Consider the following 16,870-nt stretch of genomic DNA (forward strand, 5'->3'; position numbering starts at 1 on the left):
CCGTGTATTCTTAAACCAGAAAAAAAAGCCCTGCCAGAACCCAACGGCGAGATGGGTGTTTTTCTGTTTTCAAGGGGTTAGTGTATTAACGGTCAATAATCAGGAACAACGTGTGGTCGGTTTGAAGAAAAGACAACGGGCGATCATTCAAGTTTTAGGCATTTTATATGAGTCGGTATATTCCTGATTGGGGTGGTGAAAGGCAGATAAATGTATTCCTCACTATCTGGTATGCGATGGGGGAGATAATTGTGGTGATAACTCGGATGAGGGTGCGGATTTATGCACTCAGGACAAATGCAAAGAGTTAGGTCGTGGATTCCGCTGCGACAACCACAAATGTATTTATATCGATTATGAGTGCGATGGGCATGATGATTGTTTTGATGACACGGATGAGCGGGAAGATTTATGCACTAAGGAAAAATGTGAAGATCTGGGGTGATTTTTCTGTGACAACAAAAAGTGCATTAAGACCAAGGGGGTCTGTGACGGGGTATTTCGTGGGGATAATCATTGTGGTGATGATTCCGATGAGGGGCCGGGTTTATGCAATCAGAAAAAATGTGAGGAGTTAAAGCGTGATTTCCACTGCGACAGCAGCAGATGTCTTACTTGGGATAAAGTGTGCGATCAGAAAGATGATTGTGATGATCACTCGGATGACCGGGCAGATTTATGCCCTCAGGCCAGATGTGCAGAGTTAGGGCGTGATTTCCGCTGCGATATCAGCAGATGTCTTCCTCGGGATAAAGTGTGCGATGGGGCTTTTGATTGTTCGGATCACTCGGATGAGCGGGCAGATTTATGCGATACTTTTGCCCCCCGGCTTATGCCTGGTTTGCTTTACCCGCTGCTTTGACAATAGCCGCCTATGGAGTCTGTACCTATAAAAGCTATAAGGCCCTCAGGCAGGCAAATCCGGACTCATCAACAACACCGCTATTGTTGAACGCACTCAGGCATCCATTGCAATTCCGGCAGCCCCATCATCAACCCGCAGCTCCAGCGCAGCCGTCGACGGGCTCCGGGAGAGTCAATAGTCCGGTGGTACAGCTGGGGCGACAGAACGTTTAATGGCATAGATCAGGTGTCCATCCATCTGTGGCGGATTAGCCGCAGTGGACGGTAAATGACAAAGGTCAAATTCATAGCCAGAAGCTGTGCATGAGAACAAAAGTGTATGAAATTACCAGTCAATAGTTGCATGTCTTTTTTCTCTGGGCACGGTCAGTTTTACTGCACTCTAATTCATCATTAAAGTACAAAGACGTTAACCCAATAGTATTGACCTGATAAAAATCAACTACAATTCGATACAGGATTCATCAATGAATTCACCATCCAAGGTTTCCCTGCATCTCAGTGTCCTGAATTTGAGCCAGAACAGTTCATCCAATGCCGAGGTCACTGATATTTTACCCTTGCAGGATGGTTCAGAAGCTGGTGTGACCAATGCTCCAGCATTACACACCATTGGGCTGGCTTCTAAAGGAGCTCATATTACAGGCCCTTTATTACTGGATAGAACGACTTCTATTTCATCATCTGGTGATGTTTCCCTACTATCCAGTGGTTTTCGGAAAAGACGGCAAGTCGATGAAGAAAACCATTCCCCAAAAGAGCACCATTCCTCCCCCCTTGAAATATTACAACAGGCCCATAAAATCCAATCCACCCTGGCAAATGAGCCTGGTAAACGTTTGACCATCCAGCATTTAACTAACCACACTGAACTATCAATACCAGAGGCTGAAAATGAGATTAACAGCTTTCAAAAAAAAACGGAGAGTGCCCAATATCACTGGAATTATGCAAAATCAAACATTGAACGTTTAGCTAACGATCACCATCAAATATTCAATACTTTACAAACCATTGAAGCCAACAAAAATCTGGGAGAAAGAAGCACTGTAAGATTTGAAAAAAAGCACGATAAGATTGAATCCATTCTGAAACATATCAGCAGGGAAGAAAACAAGACGATTATCATCGAAAAACTTTATGAGCAGCTCAAGAGGCCAAAGCATGACGTTGAAATTCTTTTTCAGCGTTTTATCTGCGAAGCGGAAAAACCGAAATCAGTACTTCATGGGGTGCTGACAGGTCTGTGTCTTTTCAGTGCTTTTGGCAGATACAGCAGTTTTATTCTTGATAAACAATCCACAGCCAGTGACATTATTGTGACGTTGATCGGGTCCTTCAGTACTGCTGCATTAACATTAGATGCAGTTTCAGCAGCACCTGCCAGCTGGCAAGAGTATTCAACAAAATTATCCCGGGCACAAAAAACCTTCAATAAATATTATTTTCCTGCATTATTCCTGGCCACGGCCAGCGACATGGCAAGGGTTGGCATTGCTTCCCATAAAGAATTTGGACTGACTATTGCCATTTTGGGTACTGCCTCAGAAGGTATTACCATGCTGGCCATTGGCTGTGAAGCGCTTAATCTTCTCTACAAAGCCGGGGAAATAATAGGCAAGGCAGAGCGATGCCATCTTGCTGCTGAGAATATTTTGACCGCTGATCTTGTTCAAACCGCTGCCATTGCTTCTCTGGTTTCGGCCTATGCCTTACCACTGGGTGTTGAACAATGGACCAATGATCTCCCGGAACTCATTCTGCCAGAATCATGGGCCTTTTCTTACGGGGCCCAGGCAGCAAAAATTATCATAATGTCGCCTCACGCACTGGTTAATACCATTATTGAAACTTATATGACGGCGACATTTTTAGTTTCAATTAAAACGGTAATATTTGAAACTGCACGTTTAACGTCTGCTTTTTGTAAGAAAAAAGCGGGCAAACAAACACAACTAACCGATTCAGAAAAACGTATCTCTGATAAGATCAATAAAATTCTCACCACGCTTGGCTCTGTACCAGACTCCAGAGTTGGCAAAGTCGCCCTGGCTAAAGCACTCCTGGGCCTGGCAGGCAGCTTAACCGTTGGCAGTTTTGCGCTTTACAGTGCCTTTGTCTACCAAATGGGCCTCAGTGGTGATACACGGGAAAGGGCTGATACATTCAGACTGATGGCTAACGAAACTCGCTTTAACGGCACTTTGCATCCGGGTGTATCGCCTGATCAACTGGATGGATTAGCAAAATGGGCTGACAGAGATGCCACAATCAATGAATTTTCGGTCGGGACGACCATGACAGCCCAATTTATGGAAGCCTTCAGTCTGGTCAAGGCCGCGGGGATGGTTTTTGGCGTTGGTAAGGCACTGTATCAGAGATGCCTTGGCACTGAGCCTATGACTACGGGCCAGCTGCGCACTGCACTGGAAGGGTCTTCTGAAGAAAAACTGGATGAAATTTTAGCCATTTTCCAACAACAGGGCTCACTGTCCAAAAAATTAGTAGAATATAAAATTTCAACGGTTTGACCAGCTAAGCCTTTACCTTCCTGTAAGGGGAAGGGTTATGCTGCATCAGTCAGTGACAGAATGGCCACAGGAGCATAATCCATGACCGCCATAGAAACCGAATTGCGATTGAGTGGTCTGCGCTGTGCCGGCTGTGTTGGCAAGGTAGAAAAGGCCCTGCTTGCGGTGACCGGCGTTACTGCCGCCAGTGTTAATCTTGCCGATCGCACTGCCCGGATTGCCGGAACCGCCTCTTCAGAAGCGTTAGTAAGTGCAGTAGAAAGTGTTGGCTTTGTCGCTGAGCTTGCTTCGGAAGTTCAAACCTCGGCAATGGTTGCCATCGCAGCCATGAACTGTGCCTCCTGTGTTGGCAAAATTGAAAAATCACTGCAGGGCATTGATGGGGTTAAGGTAACCGTTAATCTGGCAGATAAAACCGTTCTGCTGGAAAATACCGGCGGTACGGATATTCATATAGAGATCCATTCCGTACTTTCTGCGCTGGAACAGGCGGGGTTTCCCGGCACGGTTCTTAACCTTGCAGAGGGTTCATTCGAGCAACAACAGGCTCAGCGGGAAGCAGAAGACAGGCGACGTTATCGCTATCTGCTGAAACATACCGCCATCGCCCTGGGCCTCGGGATACCACTGATGATCTGGGGAATGGTCACCGGCGAGATGGGCATCAACAGCCCTCAGGAGCAGATTGCCTGGGGTGTGGTTGGCGTGGTTACCGGACTGATTCTGTATTTCTCCGGTGGACACTTCTTCACAGGACTATGGCAGTCCCTGAAACATCGCAATGCCAATATGGACACTCTGGTGGCACTGGGCACCGGTGCCGCCTGGCTGTTTTCCATGATTGTTGTACTGTTCCCGGATTGGCTGCCCAACAGTGCCCGGCATGTCTACTTTGAAGCTTCCGCCATGATTATCGGCCTGATCAACCTGGGCCAGGCGCTGGAACTGAGAGCCAGGGGCAAAACCAGTGAAGCGGTAAAACGACTGCTTGGGCTTCAGGCCAGGACAGCACGGGTGATTCGTGCTGGCAAAGAGCTGGATATCCCTGTGCAGCAAGTGCGTAAAGGCGACACACTGCGGGTACGCCCCGGAGAGAAGATTCCGGTGGATGGCAGCATTGTGGATGGCACGAGCTTTGTGGATGAATCCATGCTGACCGGTGAGCCTGTCCCTATAGAAAAGCAGGCGGGTGATACCATTAGTGCCGGCACCCTGAATAAAAATGGCTCACTGTTGTTTACTGCTGAAAAAGTGGGCAGTGAAACGGCACTCGCCCAGATTATCGCCCTGGTAAAAAAAGCCCAGAGTGCCAAGATGCCGATCGCCCGACTGGCCGATAAAATTTCCAGCATTTTTGTTCCTGCCGTTATCCTGATTGCCCTGCTGGCGGCAGCTGTCTGGTTTTTTGCAGGACCTGAGCCCAGGGTTGCCCATACGCTGGTGGTCACCACCACGGTACTGATCATTGCCTGCCCCTGCGCACTGGGCCTTGCCACTCCCATGTCAGTTATGGTGGGAGTGGGTAAAGCTGCGGAGCTGGGCATCTTGATTCGTAAAGGTGACGCATTGCAGCAGGCCAGTAAACTGACGACGCTGGTTCTGGATAAAACGGGCACTATTACCGAAGGCCGTCCCACCGTTACTGAGATTGTCAGCCTGAAGCCATACACCGAAGTCGAACTGTTAACCCTGGCAGCCAGCCTGGAACAGGGCTCTGAACACCCCCTTGCTGAAGCAATTGTGGCATCCGCCCAGTCAAAACAAATAGCACTGAAAGCCGTTGAAAGTTTTCAGGCCATTCCCGGTCACGGCGTCTCTGGTAACGTCGGTGGTCAGGTATTGTTGCTGGGTAATAAAAAATTGATGGCCGACAATGGCTGCAATATCGAAAGCCTGGTCGATAAAGCGGAACAACTGGCAGAACAGGGGCAAACTCCGATGTTTATGGCGATTAATGACTGTCTGGCCGGGATCATCTCAGTTTCAGACCCTATCCGCGCCGACTCACAGGCAGCCATCAAACGGCTTCATAAACTGGGTATTACCGTGGTTATGCTCACCGGAGATAACCGGTTAACAGCACAGGCCATTGCCAGACAGGCGGGCATCGATGAGTTCCATGCCGAAGTTCTGCCTGAAGATAAAGCCGGGCATGTGAAAGAACTACAGCATCTTCTATCCGGGAGCGGTCATAAAGTGGGTATGGCGGGTGATGGCATCAACGATGCCCCGGCCCTGGCCCAATCCGATGTTGGCTTTGCCATTGGCACCGGGACGGATGTTGCCATTGAATCGGCGGATGTGACCCTGATGGGCGCATCTCTTCACGGTGTCGCAGATGCTATTGAACTCTCAAGAGCAACACTGAGCAATATCAAACAGAACCTGTTTGGTGCCTTTATCTACAATTCATTAGGCATACCCATTGCCGCGGGCATCCTGTTCCCCTTTACCGGCATGCTGCTCAATCCGGTCATCGCCGGTGGTGCCATGGCACTGTCGTCGGTAACCGTGGTGTCCAATGCCAACCGGTTAAGGTGGTTCAAACCATCAACGAATAAACATCAATTGTCATAAAATCAGGCGACTGGCAGTGTCAGGGTAACCTCCAGCCCACCCTCCGGATGGTTACGAAGTCTGAGGCTGCCACCGTGAATCCGCGCCAGGTGGCGAGCGGTGATCAGCCCAAGACCGTTACCATCCGGGTTCTTCTGACAGCCGTAGTCCAGCCGGAAATAAGGTTTAAAAATCGTTTCTTCCATCCCCTCTGGAATACCGGGCCCATTATCACGGACAGTAATGATGACCTGATCGTCTACCCGCTCAATATAAATATTGGCCGGTGCCCCATAAACAATCGCATTGCCAATCAGGTTCTCCAGGCACCGCTTAAGTGCCAGAGGTTTGCCGGTAATGTTATAACGCCCGTCACCCTCAGGATGATTCAGGAACGGTGTATGCAGCCAGGCCCTCTGCCCAACCGATTGGGCTGCGAGTGTAATGTCATTAAGCATTCTTTCCAGATCAACCACCCGGGGGTTTTCATGGATATCGGTATTGCTGACCACCTGCAGGGCCGACTTGACCATGATTTCCAGGTGTTCCAGGTCATGGATAAACGGCTCCCGCTGGGCGTCATCATCCAGCATTTCGGCTCGCAGCCGCAGTCGGGTAATCGGCGTTTTCAGGTCATGGGAAATCCCTGAAAACAGCTGTTTCCGGTCATTCATATAATGGCGGATATTCTGCTGCATCTGGTTAAATGCCCGGGCCGTTCTTTCATACTCCAGACAGCCCCGTTCAGGAATGGCCACAGGCTCCAGATCCCGCCCAAAATCGTTTGCTGCTTTGGATAACGCCGCAAAAGGGCGAACCATAAAATAGATAGCCATGGTCGCAAATACCAGCAGCACCAGCATCCAGATCAAATAAGAAGTTTGCAAAGGTGCCGGGGATGAGTCATCAGCCGAGAGAATGGATGAGTCTGGCATCAGGGTTGCCAGGTATAGCCACTCACTGTTTTCAAGCTCAACCTGAATCACCAGAACCGGCAGATCCAGAGGCTCAACCAATAACGTTTCCCGGCCACGATTATCAGGCAGATCCTGCAGCAGCGTTTGATTATCAAACACCTTCAGCGTTTCCGGTCGGGAAAAAGCCACCTCGACCCGGCCACTGATATGATTGGCGTTTTTAAGTACTGCCTTAAAGACATTCACCACCGTTTGATGGGCCAATGAGTTCTCATAAGGCACCAGTTTAATAAACTCCGGATTCAGGGTTATGAAGTAACGGGCTCCTCCCATGTAACGCAGTTTGTTGATAGCGGCCTTGCGGAGTGAGGCAGGCAATGTAACAAAGTATTCAGTAGTTGCCGACAGATGCAGCGCCACACTGGTTGATACTCTGGCAAGCGCTTCCTGCCGATCACTCTCGGTTTCCCGCTCCCAGAGATGATTCACCAGAAGCTGGGAGGTGAACACCAGGGCAAACATCACCATCAGGAAACGGCCGGCCAGCGTCCTTGGTGAGCACTCATGAAGCTGGTGTTTGAGGATTTGCCAATACTCTTTTATGACGCCGGTCATCCTTACGCTCACGAAAGAACAGGCACGGCGGCATCATGGGAAAATCGAACCTCGGTGGCCATCAGGTATCCGGCACCTCGCACGGTTTTGATGATCGCCGGAGACCTGGCATCATCACCCAGACACTGGCGGAGACGGCTGATATGGACATCAATAAAACGGTCGAGTGGATCTGAACCGCGTTTGCGGGTTTCGCCAGCAATATACTCACGACTCAACACCCTGCCGGCATTGTTCACAAAGAGCATCAACAGATTGTAATCAGCACCAGAGAGCGGCAGGGGCTCACCTTCCGTATCAGACAATGACCGGGTCACCATATCCAGGCAAAGACCATGAAAACAGCAAAACCGTGAAGGCGGCACCGCCTCAGCGGTCTGCTCACTGCGCCGGAAAATGGCTTTAATTCGGGCCAGTAGCTCCCTCGGGTTAAAGGGTTTGGCAAGGTAATCGTCTGCCCCGATTTCCAGACCAACAATACGGTCCATTTCATCGGATACGGCAGTGAGCATGATCACAGGGACTTTGGTAAAGGTTCTCAACTTCCGACAGACATCGAAGCCATCAATACCCGGCATCATGATATCCAGCACCACCAGCGCATTCCGGGTTTCTTCCACGGACAGTGATTGGAACCGTTCCAGAAAAGACTCACCATCCGGTGATGTTTCCACAGCAAAACCATGCTTTGTCAGGTATTCAGCCAGTAACTGCCGAATGCCATCATCATCATCCACCACAAAAATCCGGTGCGATGCCCTCATCGTTCCCCCTAAACATATAATGACCACGTCGTCAGGCAGGATTATCCCAATCAGCGCTGAGCAAAACTATTGATCCCTGACAATATGAACGTCGATCGACGTACCTTTTTATGATCACTTTTTTAAGACTTTGTTACATTTCGTTGAGCTGCCTTACCCTAACAGCAAGCACTATTTGATACCATCAAAACACACAGAAATTCACCGAAGGACAACCATGAAAAAAGTCACAGCGCTGGCTGCCATGATGGCAGCGATGACCATTGGCAGTGCCGCTCAGGCCAGCACGACCCTTGGCGTTACCGTTTACAAATACGACGATAACTTTATGGCAAGCGTTCGCCGGGCTATCGAAGCAGAAGCCGACAAGGTTGACGGTGTTCGACTGCTGATGAACGACTCGCAGAACGATCAGTCCAAGCAGAATGACCAGGTTGACGTTATGCTGGCCAGAGGGGTGGATGCGCTGGCGATTAATCTGGTGGATCCTGCCGCCGCTCCGGTCATCATTCAAAAAGCCAAGTACGATGATGTTCCCATTGTCTTCTACAACAAAGAGCCCACCGCTGAAGCCCTGGCCAGCTATAAGCATGCTTACTACGTTGGCACTGACTCCAAGGAATCGGGCATTATCCAGGGAGAACTGATTGCTGAGCACTGGGCCAAAACCTCAGCCTGGGATCTGAACGGTGATGGCAAGATCCAGTATGTATTACTGAAGGGTGAGCCCGGCCACCCGGACGCAGAAGCAAGAACGTCCTATGTCATCTCTACCCTGAATGACCGGGGCTACCCGACGGCAGAACTCCATATGGATACCGCCATGTGGGATACCGCCATGGCAAAAGACAAGGTTGATGCATGGATCTCTGGCCCGAATGCCGACAAAATTGAAGTGGTTATCGCCAACAATGATGCCATGGCCATGGGTGCTATCGAGTCCCTGAAAGCCGCTGGCAAATCCGCCATTCCCGTGTTTGGTGTTGATGCCCTGACAGAAGCACTGGCACTGATTAAAGGCGGGCAGATGCAGGGAACCGTACTGAACGACGCCAATAACCAGGCCAAAGCCGCTTTTCAGTTAGCCAATAACCTGGCCAATGGCAAAGGCGCAGGTGAAGGCACCAACTGGAATATCGAAAATAAAATCGTTCGCGTACCTTACGTGGGTGTCGATAAAGACGACTTGTGACAGGCAGGTTAAGGTCTGACTAACCCCTCGTTCCCACGCAGGAGCATGGGAACGAGAGGAAACCAGGCCAAATCTTTCAACTCCGTTTCTTATTCAAAAGAGCAGCCAGGCATTTCCGATGCCCTTGCCGGGTGCTCTTTATCTCTGAAAAGTCAGAATGCTATGGATACCAGCAACCATTTGATTAACGACAGTGAATGGCTTCTGGAAATGACCGACATCAGCAAATCATTTCCCGGAGTAAAAGCCCTGGACCGGGTTAATCTAAAAGTGCGTCCTCACTCCGTCCATGCCCTGATGGGGGAAAATGGTGCCGGCAAATCAACACTCTTAAAATGTCTTTTCGGTATTTATGAAAAAGACGAAGGCAGTATTTATTTTCAAGGCAAGGCCACTGAATTTACCTCATCAAAGGAAGCACTCACTCACGGTGTTTCCATGGTGCATCAGGAGCTGAACCAGGTATTGCAATCCAGCGTGATGGACAATGTCTGGTTGGGTCGTTACCCAAAGAAACATGGTTTTATTGATTACAAAACCATGTACGACGAAACCAAAAAGATCTTTGACGAGCTGGATATTGATGTTGATCCAAAAGATAAGGTGGCGGATCTGTCTGTTTCCAAACGACAGATGATAGAAATTGCCAAAGCATTTTCCTACAACGCCAAAATTGTCATTATGGATGAACCGACTTCGTCCCTTTCAGAAAAAGAAGTCCGCCACCTGTTTACCATCATTAATAAATTAAAAGAGCGTGGCTGCGGTATTGTCTACATCTCTCATAAGATGGAAGAAATTTTTTCTATCTGCGACGACATTACCATACTTCGGGATGGTCAATGGGTGACAACCCGGCCACTGGCAGGTCTGGATATGGACCAGATCATCAGCCTGATGGTGGGGCGGGAACTGACCCAGCGATTCCCTCAGCGGAATCACCAGCCGAAAGAGGTGATTCTTCAGGTAGAACATTTGACCGCCAAAAACCAGCCCTCCATACAGGATGTCAGCTTTGAACTCCGTAAAGGCGAAATTCTGGGTATCGCCGGTCTGGTGGGTGCCCGTCGTACCGATGTCGTGGAAACCATTTTTGGTATTCGCGATAAAAGCGCGGGCGTTATCAAGCTGCATGGAAAGACACTGGACAATAAGGATGCATATCAGGCCATCCAGAATGGCTTCTCTCTGGTCACCGAAGAGCGACGTGCGACGGGTATCTACGCCACACTCGATATCACCTTTAACGCTCTGATTGCCAATATTGAAAAGTACAAACAACGTTTTGGTTTATTAAGTAATCAGACCATGGGAGCGGATACTCAGTGGGTAATTGATGCCATGAAGGTAAAAACACCCGGTCATAAAACACACATCGGCTCACTCTCCGGCGGTAACCAACAGAAAGTGGTCATTGGCCGCTGGCTTCTGACCCAACCGGAAATCCTGATGCTGGATGAACCGACCCGGGGGATTGATGTGGGTGCCAAGTTTGAAATCTATCAGCTGATTCTGGACCTGGCGAAAAAGGATAAAGGCATCATTATGATTTCATCAGAAATGCCTGAGTTGCTGGGTGTCACCGACCGCATCATGGTAATGAGTAATGGTCGGGTTGCCGGCATTGTCAATACCCGGGAAACCACGCAGCACGAAATTCTTGAACTGGCTGCACGCTATCTATAACGCATTTTTTATTTACTGAAACGAACAAGGGGAGAGACTGCCATGAGTGTTGCCAGCAGTCTGACGGCGGGAAAACAACTGAGTGTTCTGCGCCTGGTAAAAGAAGGTGGTATCTATGCGGTGCTGCTGATTCTTCTGGCGGTGATCATTATACAAGAACCGTCGTTTGTAAGTTTAAGAAACCTCAGCAATATCCTGACACAGTCGTCGGTCAGAATTATTATCGCCCTGGGGGTTGCCAGTCTGATCGTTACCCAGGGAACCGACCTTTCTGCCGGTCGTCAGGTTGGTCTGGCAGCGGTCATCTCGGCAACCCTGTTGCAAGCTTTGGAAAATGTCAACAAAGTCTTCCCGGAGCTGGGGCCACTGCCGATCCCTGCCGTTATCATGATTGTCTGTGCCATTGGTGCATTGATTGGTCTGGTGAACGGACTGGTGGTCGCCTACCTGAAAGTGACGCCGTTCATCGCTACCATGGGTACGATGATTATCGTCTATGGCGTGAACTCCCTCTACTATGACTATGTGGGTGCTTCGCCAGTGGCCGGTTTTGCCACTCAGTTCTCCGAATTTACCCAGGGCTTTATCCGACTGGGTGACTTCCGGCTTTCCTACATCACTTTCTATGCAGTTATTGCCATTATTTTCAGCTGGGTACTGTGGAACAAAACCGTCTTTGGCAAAAACATATTTGCCATCGGTGGTAACCCGGAAGCGGCTAAAGTCTCTGGTGTCAACGTACCACTTACCCTGCTGAAGGTGTATGCGCTTTCCGGCGTGTTTTATGCCTTTGCCGGTCTTCTGGAAGCAGGCCGTATCGGCTCTGCCACCAATAACCTGGGCTTTTTGTATGAACTGGATGCCATTGCCGCCTGTGTGGTTGGCGGAGTATCTTTTGCCGGTGGCGTCGGCAGTATCATGGGCGTGGTCACCGGCGTATTGATCTTTACCATCATCAACTACGGTATGACTTATATCGGCATCAACCCTTACTGGCAGTTTATTATCAAGGGGGGGATTATTATCTTTGCCGTAGCTCTGGATTCCATGAAATACGCCAATAAAAAATAGTCGATAAAACGACGATGTCGAAGCACTGGCTCAGCAGAAAATTGCAGATCAAGTCTGATCAAGGAAAGCAATCACAAACTCACCCAGTGCTTCAGGCGTTGTATCGGATACGGCAGTTAGCATAAACACAGGAACGTTGGAAAACTACCTGTCCAAAATCGTCGGCAGATGGTATCGAACTGCAACGCCATTACGGCCACAGCCTGGATGCGATAACAGCAGGCGTGACAGTAGCTGCAGCGCCAACAATGCCCGGAGCAATAGCAGCAGGGCCATTGATAAGGTAACTAAAGCAGACACCAATGCCTGCGTTTCTGGCACTGTTAATGACAGCGTTGCGTCTATCTTCATTGAGTAAGAGTTCAGTGGTACTCAGTAAAATAATCCGAGCCAAATCATCGGCAACATGGTTACCGTTAAGATAACTGACAGCGCAGTTATTGATGTTGAGGGTGATCCCCGCAGTTAAAAGATAACCGAAGTGTTGGTCAACAAATTCGTACACCCATAATGGTGGAGGCGACAAGGTTGCCAGACGGTCCGACAATCGCGTCGTTACACGGGCGTAATAAGTCGTGAATTCATCTGGCACAGTGTACTCCCGGCACATGGGACAGCGTATATCGTATTTGCCTGCCTGGATGATGCATGACCGACCAAAAACGTGGCCGCATGCCAAGGTAAACGGGGCATGGTGATCTGCGACTTCTTCCCCCAGATTGTCCAGGCAAACAGGACACGAAAAGGTTGAAATACTATCTGTAACCATAAAACTCCAAAGATAGCGTGCATCAATTTTTACATATTCAGACAGGGACTTTTGACATGGTCTCTGGATAATAGTTCAAGCGTGATTTTTTTATTGCCGTTATCATGACTGTCTGAGCCAGCGGCAGTAGCCCGGAGGCGGCCAAAGTCTCTGGTGTCAACGTTAGGGGTATTCTCAATAAGCCAGGATTTTGTTAAAGATTCAGGGGTAAGGGGTGTGTTATGGGGCAAAATAAAACTGGCATTGAATATTCGTTCTTCACCCGGAGCAATGATAAAGGTTTCCGGTAATGACCACTGGCTCAGAGAGCAGGTCTGTTTTACCTTTTCAGTCACGGTCCCTTCATCACCACCCTTACGCTTTTCCAGCTCGGCAAAATATTGGCAGCAGATATTCAGATAGATGTTATCTGTTGTTCAGCGCCCCCCCGTTAACCCGAATGGTGAAATCCACCCGTTTGCCCGGAATCAACTCTGGCTGCTCGAGCACGGCATCCACTTTTGCGGCACCTATCGACAGCGATGCCATTGCTTTTTTCAGTAGTGACATAGATATACAACAACGAAAAAACAGTAAAATCAGTCCAGGAGTCTGTGCTGCTGATCATTGATAAACAGAACACAATTCATATTGGCCAAAGTCGCCCATGATAAGCCCCATTTCCTACCCGTCAAACTCTCTTCACCGACTCAGCCTGGCAGCGAGTATCCCGAGTCATTCATTATTCTGACCAGGTTCCGGCAGGTTGTGTGCAGCTATATGTGCGTCAGTTTCTGCATAGGAGAGTATTTCTCTACAGCCACTCAGCGGACAGTTCACAAATAACCTGCCAATCTCATCCATGCTGGAAATATCGTAATTTTCCAGTTTCTTGTCATCGCCACACCGACGATTGGGACAGCGTTCTTCATTACTTATCCAGCACTGGTTACAAACCCGATGGCCGCAGACCGCAACTTTGGTACCCTGCAAAAAATAAATATTACACCCTGAGCACGTCGCTCTGGATGACAGAGTCTCCATAAGCTCTTTGTCATCAAGGCTCCTCTTGGCTATGTTCACCATATTACCTGCTGAAGTCACGACATAATCCAGTTTCATCCCGGGCATATAGCTCACTTATCAATGCTGTGTGATCGCAAAAAACCGGTGCCTTCAGTGCGCAGCAAGAATGTGTATACGACGATCTTTTCTTTTTGGCAGGCGGTAGTCTGGTATGGTTCTTTGCGATCACCAAGGAAGGTTGGTATTTCTCCATATACTGTACATCATGGGTCATTATCTGAAAGCCTCTCACAGGTTTCGGTCAGTTCAGTCCTGGCCAAATCATGCCGTTTTCAACATCCACTCCGTTTCCAAAGCCGTCACATGACGCTCAAAACCCTGCAGCTCGTCCCGCTTGCACAGGGTATAGAGATCAATGTATTGCTGACTGATATATTTAGAAAGCAGTGTGCCTTTAGCCAGCCTGGACAATGCCTCTGCAGGACGGTGGGGCAACAAAGGGTATTCGTTTTCAAGCCCGGGTGCTGCCTCCCCTGGTGGCGTCAGCTTATTCTCAATGCCATACAATATGCCGGACAGCACAGCAGCCAATGTCAGGTACGGGTTGGCATCGGCCCCGGCAAGGCGATGTTCGATACGGCGGTCGGCTCGCCCGCCAGCTGGTATTCTTAACGACACTGTACGGTTATTGTGTCCCCAGAAAGCGTGTAACGGCACATACATATCAGGAACAAGACGACGATATTAGTTTATATTAGGGCAGAGCAGTGCCACGGTTTCCGGCATCATATCAATGGAACCGGCTATGGCGTGCTGAAGAATCTTGCTGTCTTCCCCTTCTGCATTGGCAAAAACATTACCACCGGAATCATCCTGAAGACTAACATGAATATGCAGCCCATTGCCCGGCTGCTGTTCATAGGGTTTCGCCATAAAGGTGGCTTCATAGTTATAACGTCCGGCCAGTTCGCGGATCAACCGCTTCAGCAGAATTGCATGATCGCAGGCGGCGATCGCATCTTTGCCATGCTTGAGATTGATCTCAAACTGCCCCGGCGCAGCTTCTGCCACCGCAGAGTCAGCAGGAACGCCCCGGGCTTTGGCCAGCTGATTAACGTCATCCAGAAACCCGGCAAAATCCGCCAAGCCATCAACGGAGTAGACCTGACTCATGGTCTCACGGGTGCCGGTCACAAATCCCAATGGCGGCTGTATTTTGCCTTCTGCCGAGCGCCGGGGATCAATCAGATAAAATGATAGTCAGCAAGTTCTGTTTTGAAATCTGGCATTGGTGGATCCCCTGGTTTTTTTTAAGAGCAAGTCCCACTTTCAGCCCCGTTAGCCTGTCGGACTCAAGACTGTCCTTCCCAGGCAATACTGACTTGCTCTGTTATTCTTTATGCCTTTTTTATGCCAATACTGCCCAGTCACTGAGTGATGTTCAATATATTTAACACACGTTAATTTACCGGCGGTTATCGGGCTTTATCTGTTATGTCTCCTGAACACAGAGCAAAAAATTCATTCAAAAATATTTTTTAGATTAAAAAACCAATAAAAAGTCATATTTAAGATAAAATCCTGTGAAAATTGATGTTAAATATTGTTATATCCCAATTTAATAGGATCATGGAGTTGAATATGCGGATAGGTATTCCCAAGGAAATCAAGAATCACGAGTACCGCGTAGGCCTGACCCCGGCTGCTGTTAAAGAGTTGGTTCACAACGGACACGAGGTGTTTGTTGAAGACCATGCCGGTAATGGCGTAGGTTTCTTCAATGAGGACTATCTGGCCTCAGGTGCCACAATCCTGGACACGGCGGAAGCGGTTTTTCAGGCAGCTGAGCTTATCGTGAAAGTAAAAGAGCCCCAAGCTGTTGAGCGCACCAGACTGAAACCCCATCACACACTGTTCACCTATCTGCACCTCGCACCTGATGTGCCACAGACCACAGACCTGATCAATTCCGGGGCAACCTGTATCGCTTACGAAACCGTAACCGATGCCCGGGGTCGACTGCCACTGCTGGCCCCCATGTCGGAAGTGGCCGGGCGCATGTCTATCCAGGCCGGTGCACGATGTCTGGAAAAATCCATGGCCGGACGCGGTATGCTGCTTGGCGGGGTTCCCGGCGTTGAACCTGCCAAGGTGGTCATTATCGGTGCCGGGGTTGTTGGCCAGAATGCCACCGCGATGGCAGTCGGCATGGGTGCCGAGGCGGTGGTACTTGACCGTTCAGTGGATGCACTGCGCTGGCTGGACGCCCAATATGGCAACCGTGTTCGTACCGTATACTCCACTTCCCAGTCTATTGAGCAGCATGTGCTATCCGCTGACCTGGTCATCGGCAGTGTTCTGCTGCCCGGAGCAGCAGCGCCCAAGCTCATCACTCGGGAGCTGGTTAGCAGGATGAAATCAGGCTCTGTTATTGTCGATGTGGCCATTGATCAGGGTGGCTGCGCAGAAACTTCTGTGGCGACCACCCATGCCGAACCGACCTTTATCGTTGATGACGTGGTGCATTATTGCGTTGCCAACATGCCCGGAGCGGTCGCCCGTACTTCTACCCTGGCACTGAACAATGCAACACTGCCTTATGTTCTTCAGATTGCCAACAAAGGCACTCGCAAGGCTCTGGAAGACAATCCATATCTGTTGGCAGGCCTGAATGTTTGCCGGGGTGTTGTTACCTGTGAAAGCGTTGCCCAGGCACAAAATCTGCCTTACAAATCAGCAGCCCTGGTACTGACTGAGATTTAACCGGTGCTGAAAATCCATGTCTGATGATTGCTGAATCCGGGTTGCACCTCCACACCTGTCGAATGCCCCGGGGAGTGGAGATGTGACCAGGAGACAGCACTTTTACAAGTGGCTCCCTGAGTCCTGCCGCTCATCCC

At 49.5% G+C, this 16,870-nt stretch carries 13 protein-coding genes and 2 pseudogenes; 8 read left to right on the plus strand and 7 right to left on the minus strand.

What is annotated here, in order from left to right; all coding sequences use genetic code 11:
- The 4 genes and pseudogenes from J7439_RS00970 to J7439_RS00985 form a co-directional block, all read left to right on the plus strand.
- Window positions 1–187 (plus strand): annotated as a pseudogene (locus tag J7439_RS00970) (IS1634 family transposase); the annotation flags it as partial.
- A gap of 620 nt (window positions 188–807) precedes the next feature.
- Window positions 808–1,077 carry a hypothetical protein gene (locus J7439_RS00975; RefSeq protein ID WP_209199826.1) on the plus strand — a complete coding sequence of 90 codons (270 nt, stop codon included), beginning with the start codon at window positions 808–810 and terminating at the stop codon, window positions 1,075–1,077.
- A gap of 254 nt (window positions 1,078–1,331) precedes the next feature.
- Window positions 1,332–3,395 carry a hypothetical protein gene (locus tag J7439_RS00980; RefSeq protein WP_209199827.1) on the plus strand — a complete coding sequence of 688 codons (2,064 nt, stop codon included), beginning with the start codon at window positions 1,332–1,334 and terminating at the stop codon, window positions 3,393–3,395.
- Between the two features lie 81 nt (window positions 3,396–3,476).
- Window positions 3,477–5,972 carry a heavy metal translocating P-type ATPase gene (locus tag J7439_RS00985; protein ID WP_209199828.1) on the plus strand — a complete coding sequence of 832 codons (2,496 nt, stop codon included), beginning with the start codon at window positions 3,477–3,479 and terminating at the stop codon, window positions 5,970–5,972.
- A 2-nt stretch (window positions 5,973–5,974) separates the two neighbouring features.
- On the opposite strand, the gene J7439_RS00990 is transcribed toward J7439_RS00985, so the two are convergent.
- Window positions 5,975–7,483 (minus strand): ATP-binding protein, encoded by a 1,509-nt coding sequence (locus tag J7439_RS00990; protein ID WP_209199829.1) that lies wholly within the window; start codon window positions 7,481–7,483, stop codon window positions 5,975–5,977.
- 8 nt (window positions 7,484–7,491) lie between these two features.
- On the minus strand, window positions 7,492–8,247 hold the full coding sequence (locus J7439_RS00995) for a response regulator (RefSeq protein ID WP_209199830.1): 756 nt from the start codon (window positions 8,245–8,247) through the stop codon (window positions 7,492–7,494).
- Window positions 8,248–8,464: 217 nt separating this feature from the next.
- Here J7439_RS00995 and mglB point away from each other — a divergent pair, with 217 nt between their 5' ends.
- From mglB to mglC, 3 genes are all read left to right on the plus strand, one after another.
- Window positions 8,465–9,439 carry a galactose/glucose ABC transporter substrate-binding protein MglB gene (gene mglB / locus J7439_RS01000; RefSeq protein WP_209199831.1) on the plus strand — a complete coding sequence of 325 codons (975 nt, stop codon included), beginning with the start codon at window positions 8,465–8,467 and terminating at the stop codon, window positions 9,437–9,439.
- A gap of 162 nt (window positions 9,440–9,601) precedes the next feature.
- Window positions 9,602–11,125, plus strand: a complete 1,524-nt coding sequence (gene mglA, locus J7439_RS01005) for a galactose/methyl galactoside ABC transporter ATP-binding protein MglA (RefSeq protein WP_209199832.1) — start codon at window positions 9,602–9,604, stop codon at window positions 11,123–11,125.
- A 42-nt stretch (window positions 11,126–11,167) separates the two neighbouring features.
- Window positions 11,168–12,196 carry a galactose/methyl galactoside ABC transporter permease MglC gene (mglC, locus tag J7439_RS01010; RefSeq protein WP_101744865.1) on the plus strand — a complete coding sequence of 343 codons (1,029 nt, stop codon included), beginning with the start codon at window positions 11,168–11,170 and terminating at the stop codon, window positions 12,194–12,196.
- 190 nt (window positions 12,197–12,386) lie between these two features.
- Here mglC and J7439_RS01015 read toward each other — a convergent pair whose 3' ends face one another.
- The 5 genes and pseudogenes from J7439_RS01015 to J7439_RS26245 form a co-directional block, all read right to left on the minus strand.
- The gene (locus J7439_RS01015; RefSeq protein ID WP_209199833.1) at window positions 12,387–12,965 is read right to left on the minus strand and encodes an RING finger domain-containing protein; all 579 of its coding nucleotides are present in this window, start codon (window positions 12,963–12,965) and stop codon (window positions 12,387–12,389) included.
- Between the two features lie 29 nt (window positions 12,966–12,994).
- The gene (locus J7439_RS01020) at window positions 12,995–13,369 is read right to left on the minus strand and encodes a sporulation protein (protein WP_209200007.1); all 375 of its coding nucleotides are present in this window, start codon (window positions 13,367–13,369) and stop codon (window positions 12,995–12,997) included.
- A gap of 1 nt (window position 13,370) precedes the next feature.
- Entirely contained in the window at window positions 13,371–13,493 is a 123-nt protein-coding gene (locus J7439_RS01025) for a sporulation protein (RefSeq protein WP_209199834.1), read from the minus strand.
- 186 nt (window positions 13,494–13,679) lie between these two features.
- Window positions 13,680–14,084: a hypothetical protein gene (locus J7439_RS01030; RefSeq protein WP_209199835.1), complete on the minus strand. Its 405-nt coding sequence runs from the start codon at window positions 14,082–14,084 to the stop codon at window positions 13,680–13,682.
- A gap of 207 nt (window positions 14,085–14,291) precedes the next feature.
- A pseudogene (locus tag J7439_RS26245) lies at window positions 14,292–15,218 on the minus strand (glutamine synthetase family protein).
- 393 nt (window positions 15,219–15,611) lie between these two features.
- On the opposite strand from J7439_RS26245, the gene ald reads away from it, so the two are divergent.
- A complete protein-coding gene (ald, locus tag J7439_RS01045; RefSeq protein ID WP_209199837.1) occupies window positions 15,612–16,733 on the plus strand; it encodes an alanine dehydrogenase in 1,122 nt (373 codons plus the stop codon).
- Window positions 16,734–16,870 lie beyond the last annotated feature (137 nt).

The sequence above is a fragment of the Salinisphaera sp. G21_0 genome (genome assembly GCF_017744115.1).
Lineage (GTDB): Bacteria > Pseudomonadota > Gammaproteobacteria > Pseudomonadales > Endozoicomonadaceae > Endozoicomonas.

Bases quoted from the DNA above. Each gene is read 5' to 3' on its own strand.
- ald (WP_209199837.1), top strand. From the start codon at position 15,612: ATGCGGATAGGTATTCCCAAGGAAATCAAGAATCACGAGTACCGCGTA.
- mglB (WP_209199831.1), top strand. From the start codon at position 8,465: ATGAAAAAAGTCACAGCGCTGGCTGCCATGATGGCAGCGATGACCATT.
- mglA (WP_209199832.1), top strand. From the start codon at position 9,602: ATGGATACCAGCAACCATTTGATTAACGACAGTGAATGGCTTCTGGAA.
- J7439_RS00980 (WP_209199827.1), top strand. From the start codon at position 1,332: ATGAATTCACCATCCAAGGTTTCCCTGCATCTCAGTGTCCTGAATTTG.
- J7439_RS00975 (WP_209199826.1), top strand. From the start codon at position 808: ATGCGATACTTTTGCCCCCCGGCTTATGCCTGGTTTGCTTTACCCGCT.
- J7439_RS00985 (WP_209199828.1), top strand. From the start codon at position 3,477: ATGACCGCCATAGAAACCGAATTGCGATTGAGTGGTCTGCGCTGTGCC.
- mglC (WP_101744865.1), top strand. From the start codon at position 11,168: ATGAGTGTTGCCAGCAGTCTGACGGCGGGAAAACAACTGAGTGTTCTG.
- J7439_RS01025 (WP_209199834.1), bottom strand. From the start codon at position 13,493: ATGGCATCGCTGTCGATAGGTGCCGCAAAAGTGGATGCCGTGCTCGAG.
- J7439_RS00990 (WP_209199829.1), bottom strand. From the start codon at position 7,483: ATGACCGGCGTCATAAAAGAGTATTGGCAAATCCTCAAACACCAGCTT.
- J7439_RS01015 (WP_209199833.1), bottom strand. From the start codon at position 12,965: ATGGTTACAGATAGTATTTCAACCTTTTCGTGTCCTGTTTGCCTGGAC.
- J7439_RS00995 (WP_209199830.1), bottom strand. From the start codon at position 8,247: ATGAGGGCATCGCACCGGATTTTTGTGGTGGATGATGATGATGGCATT.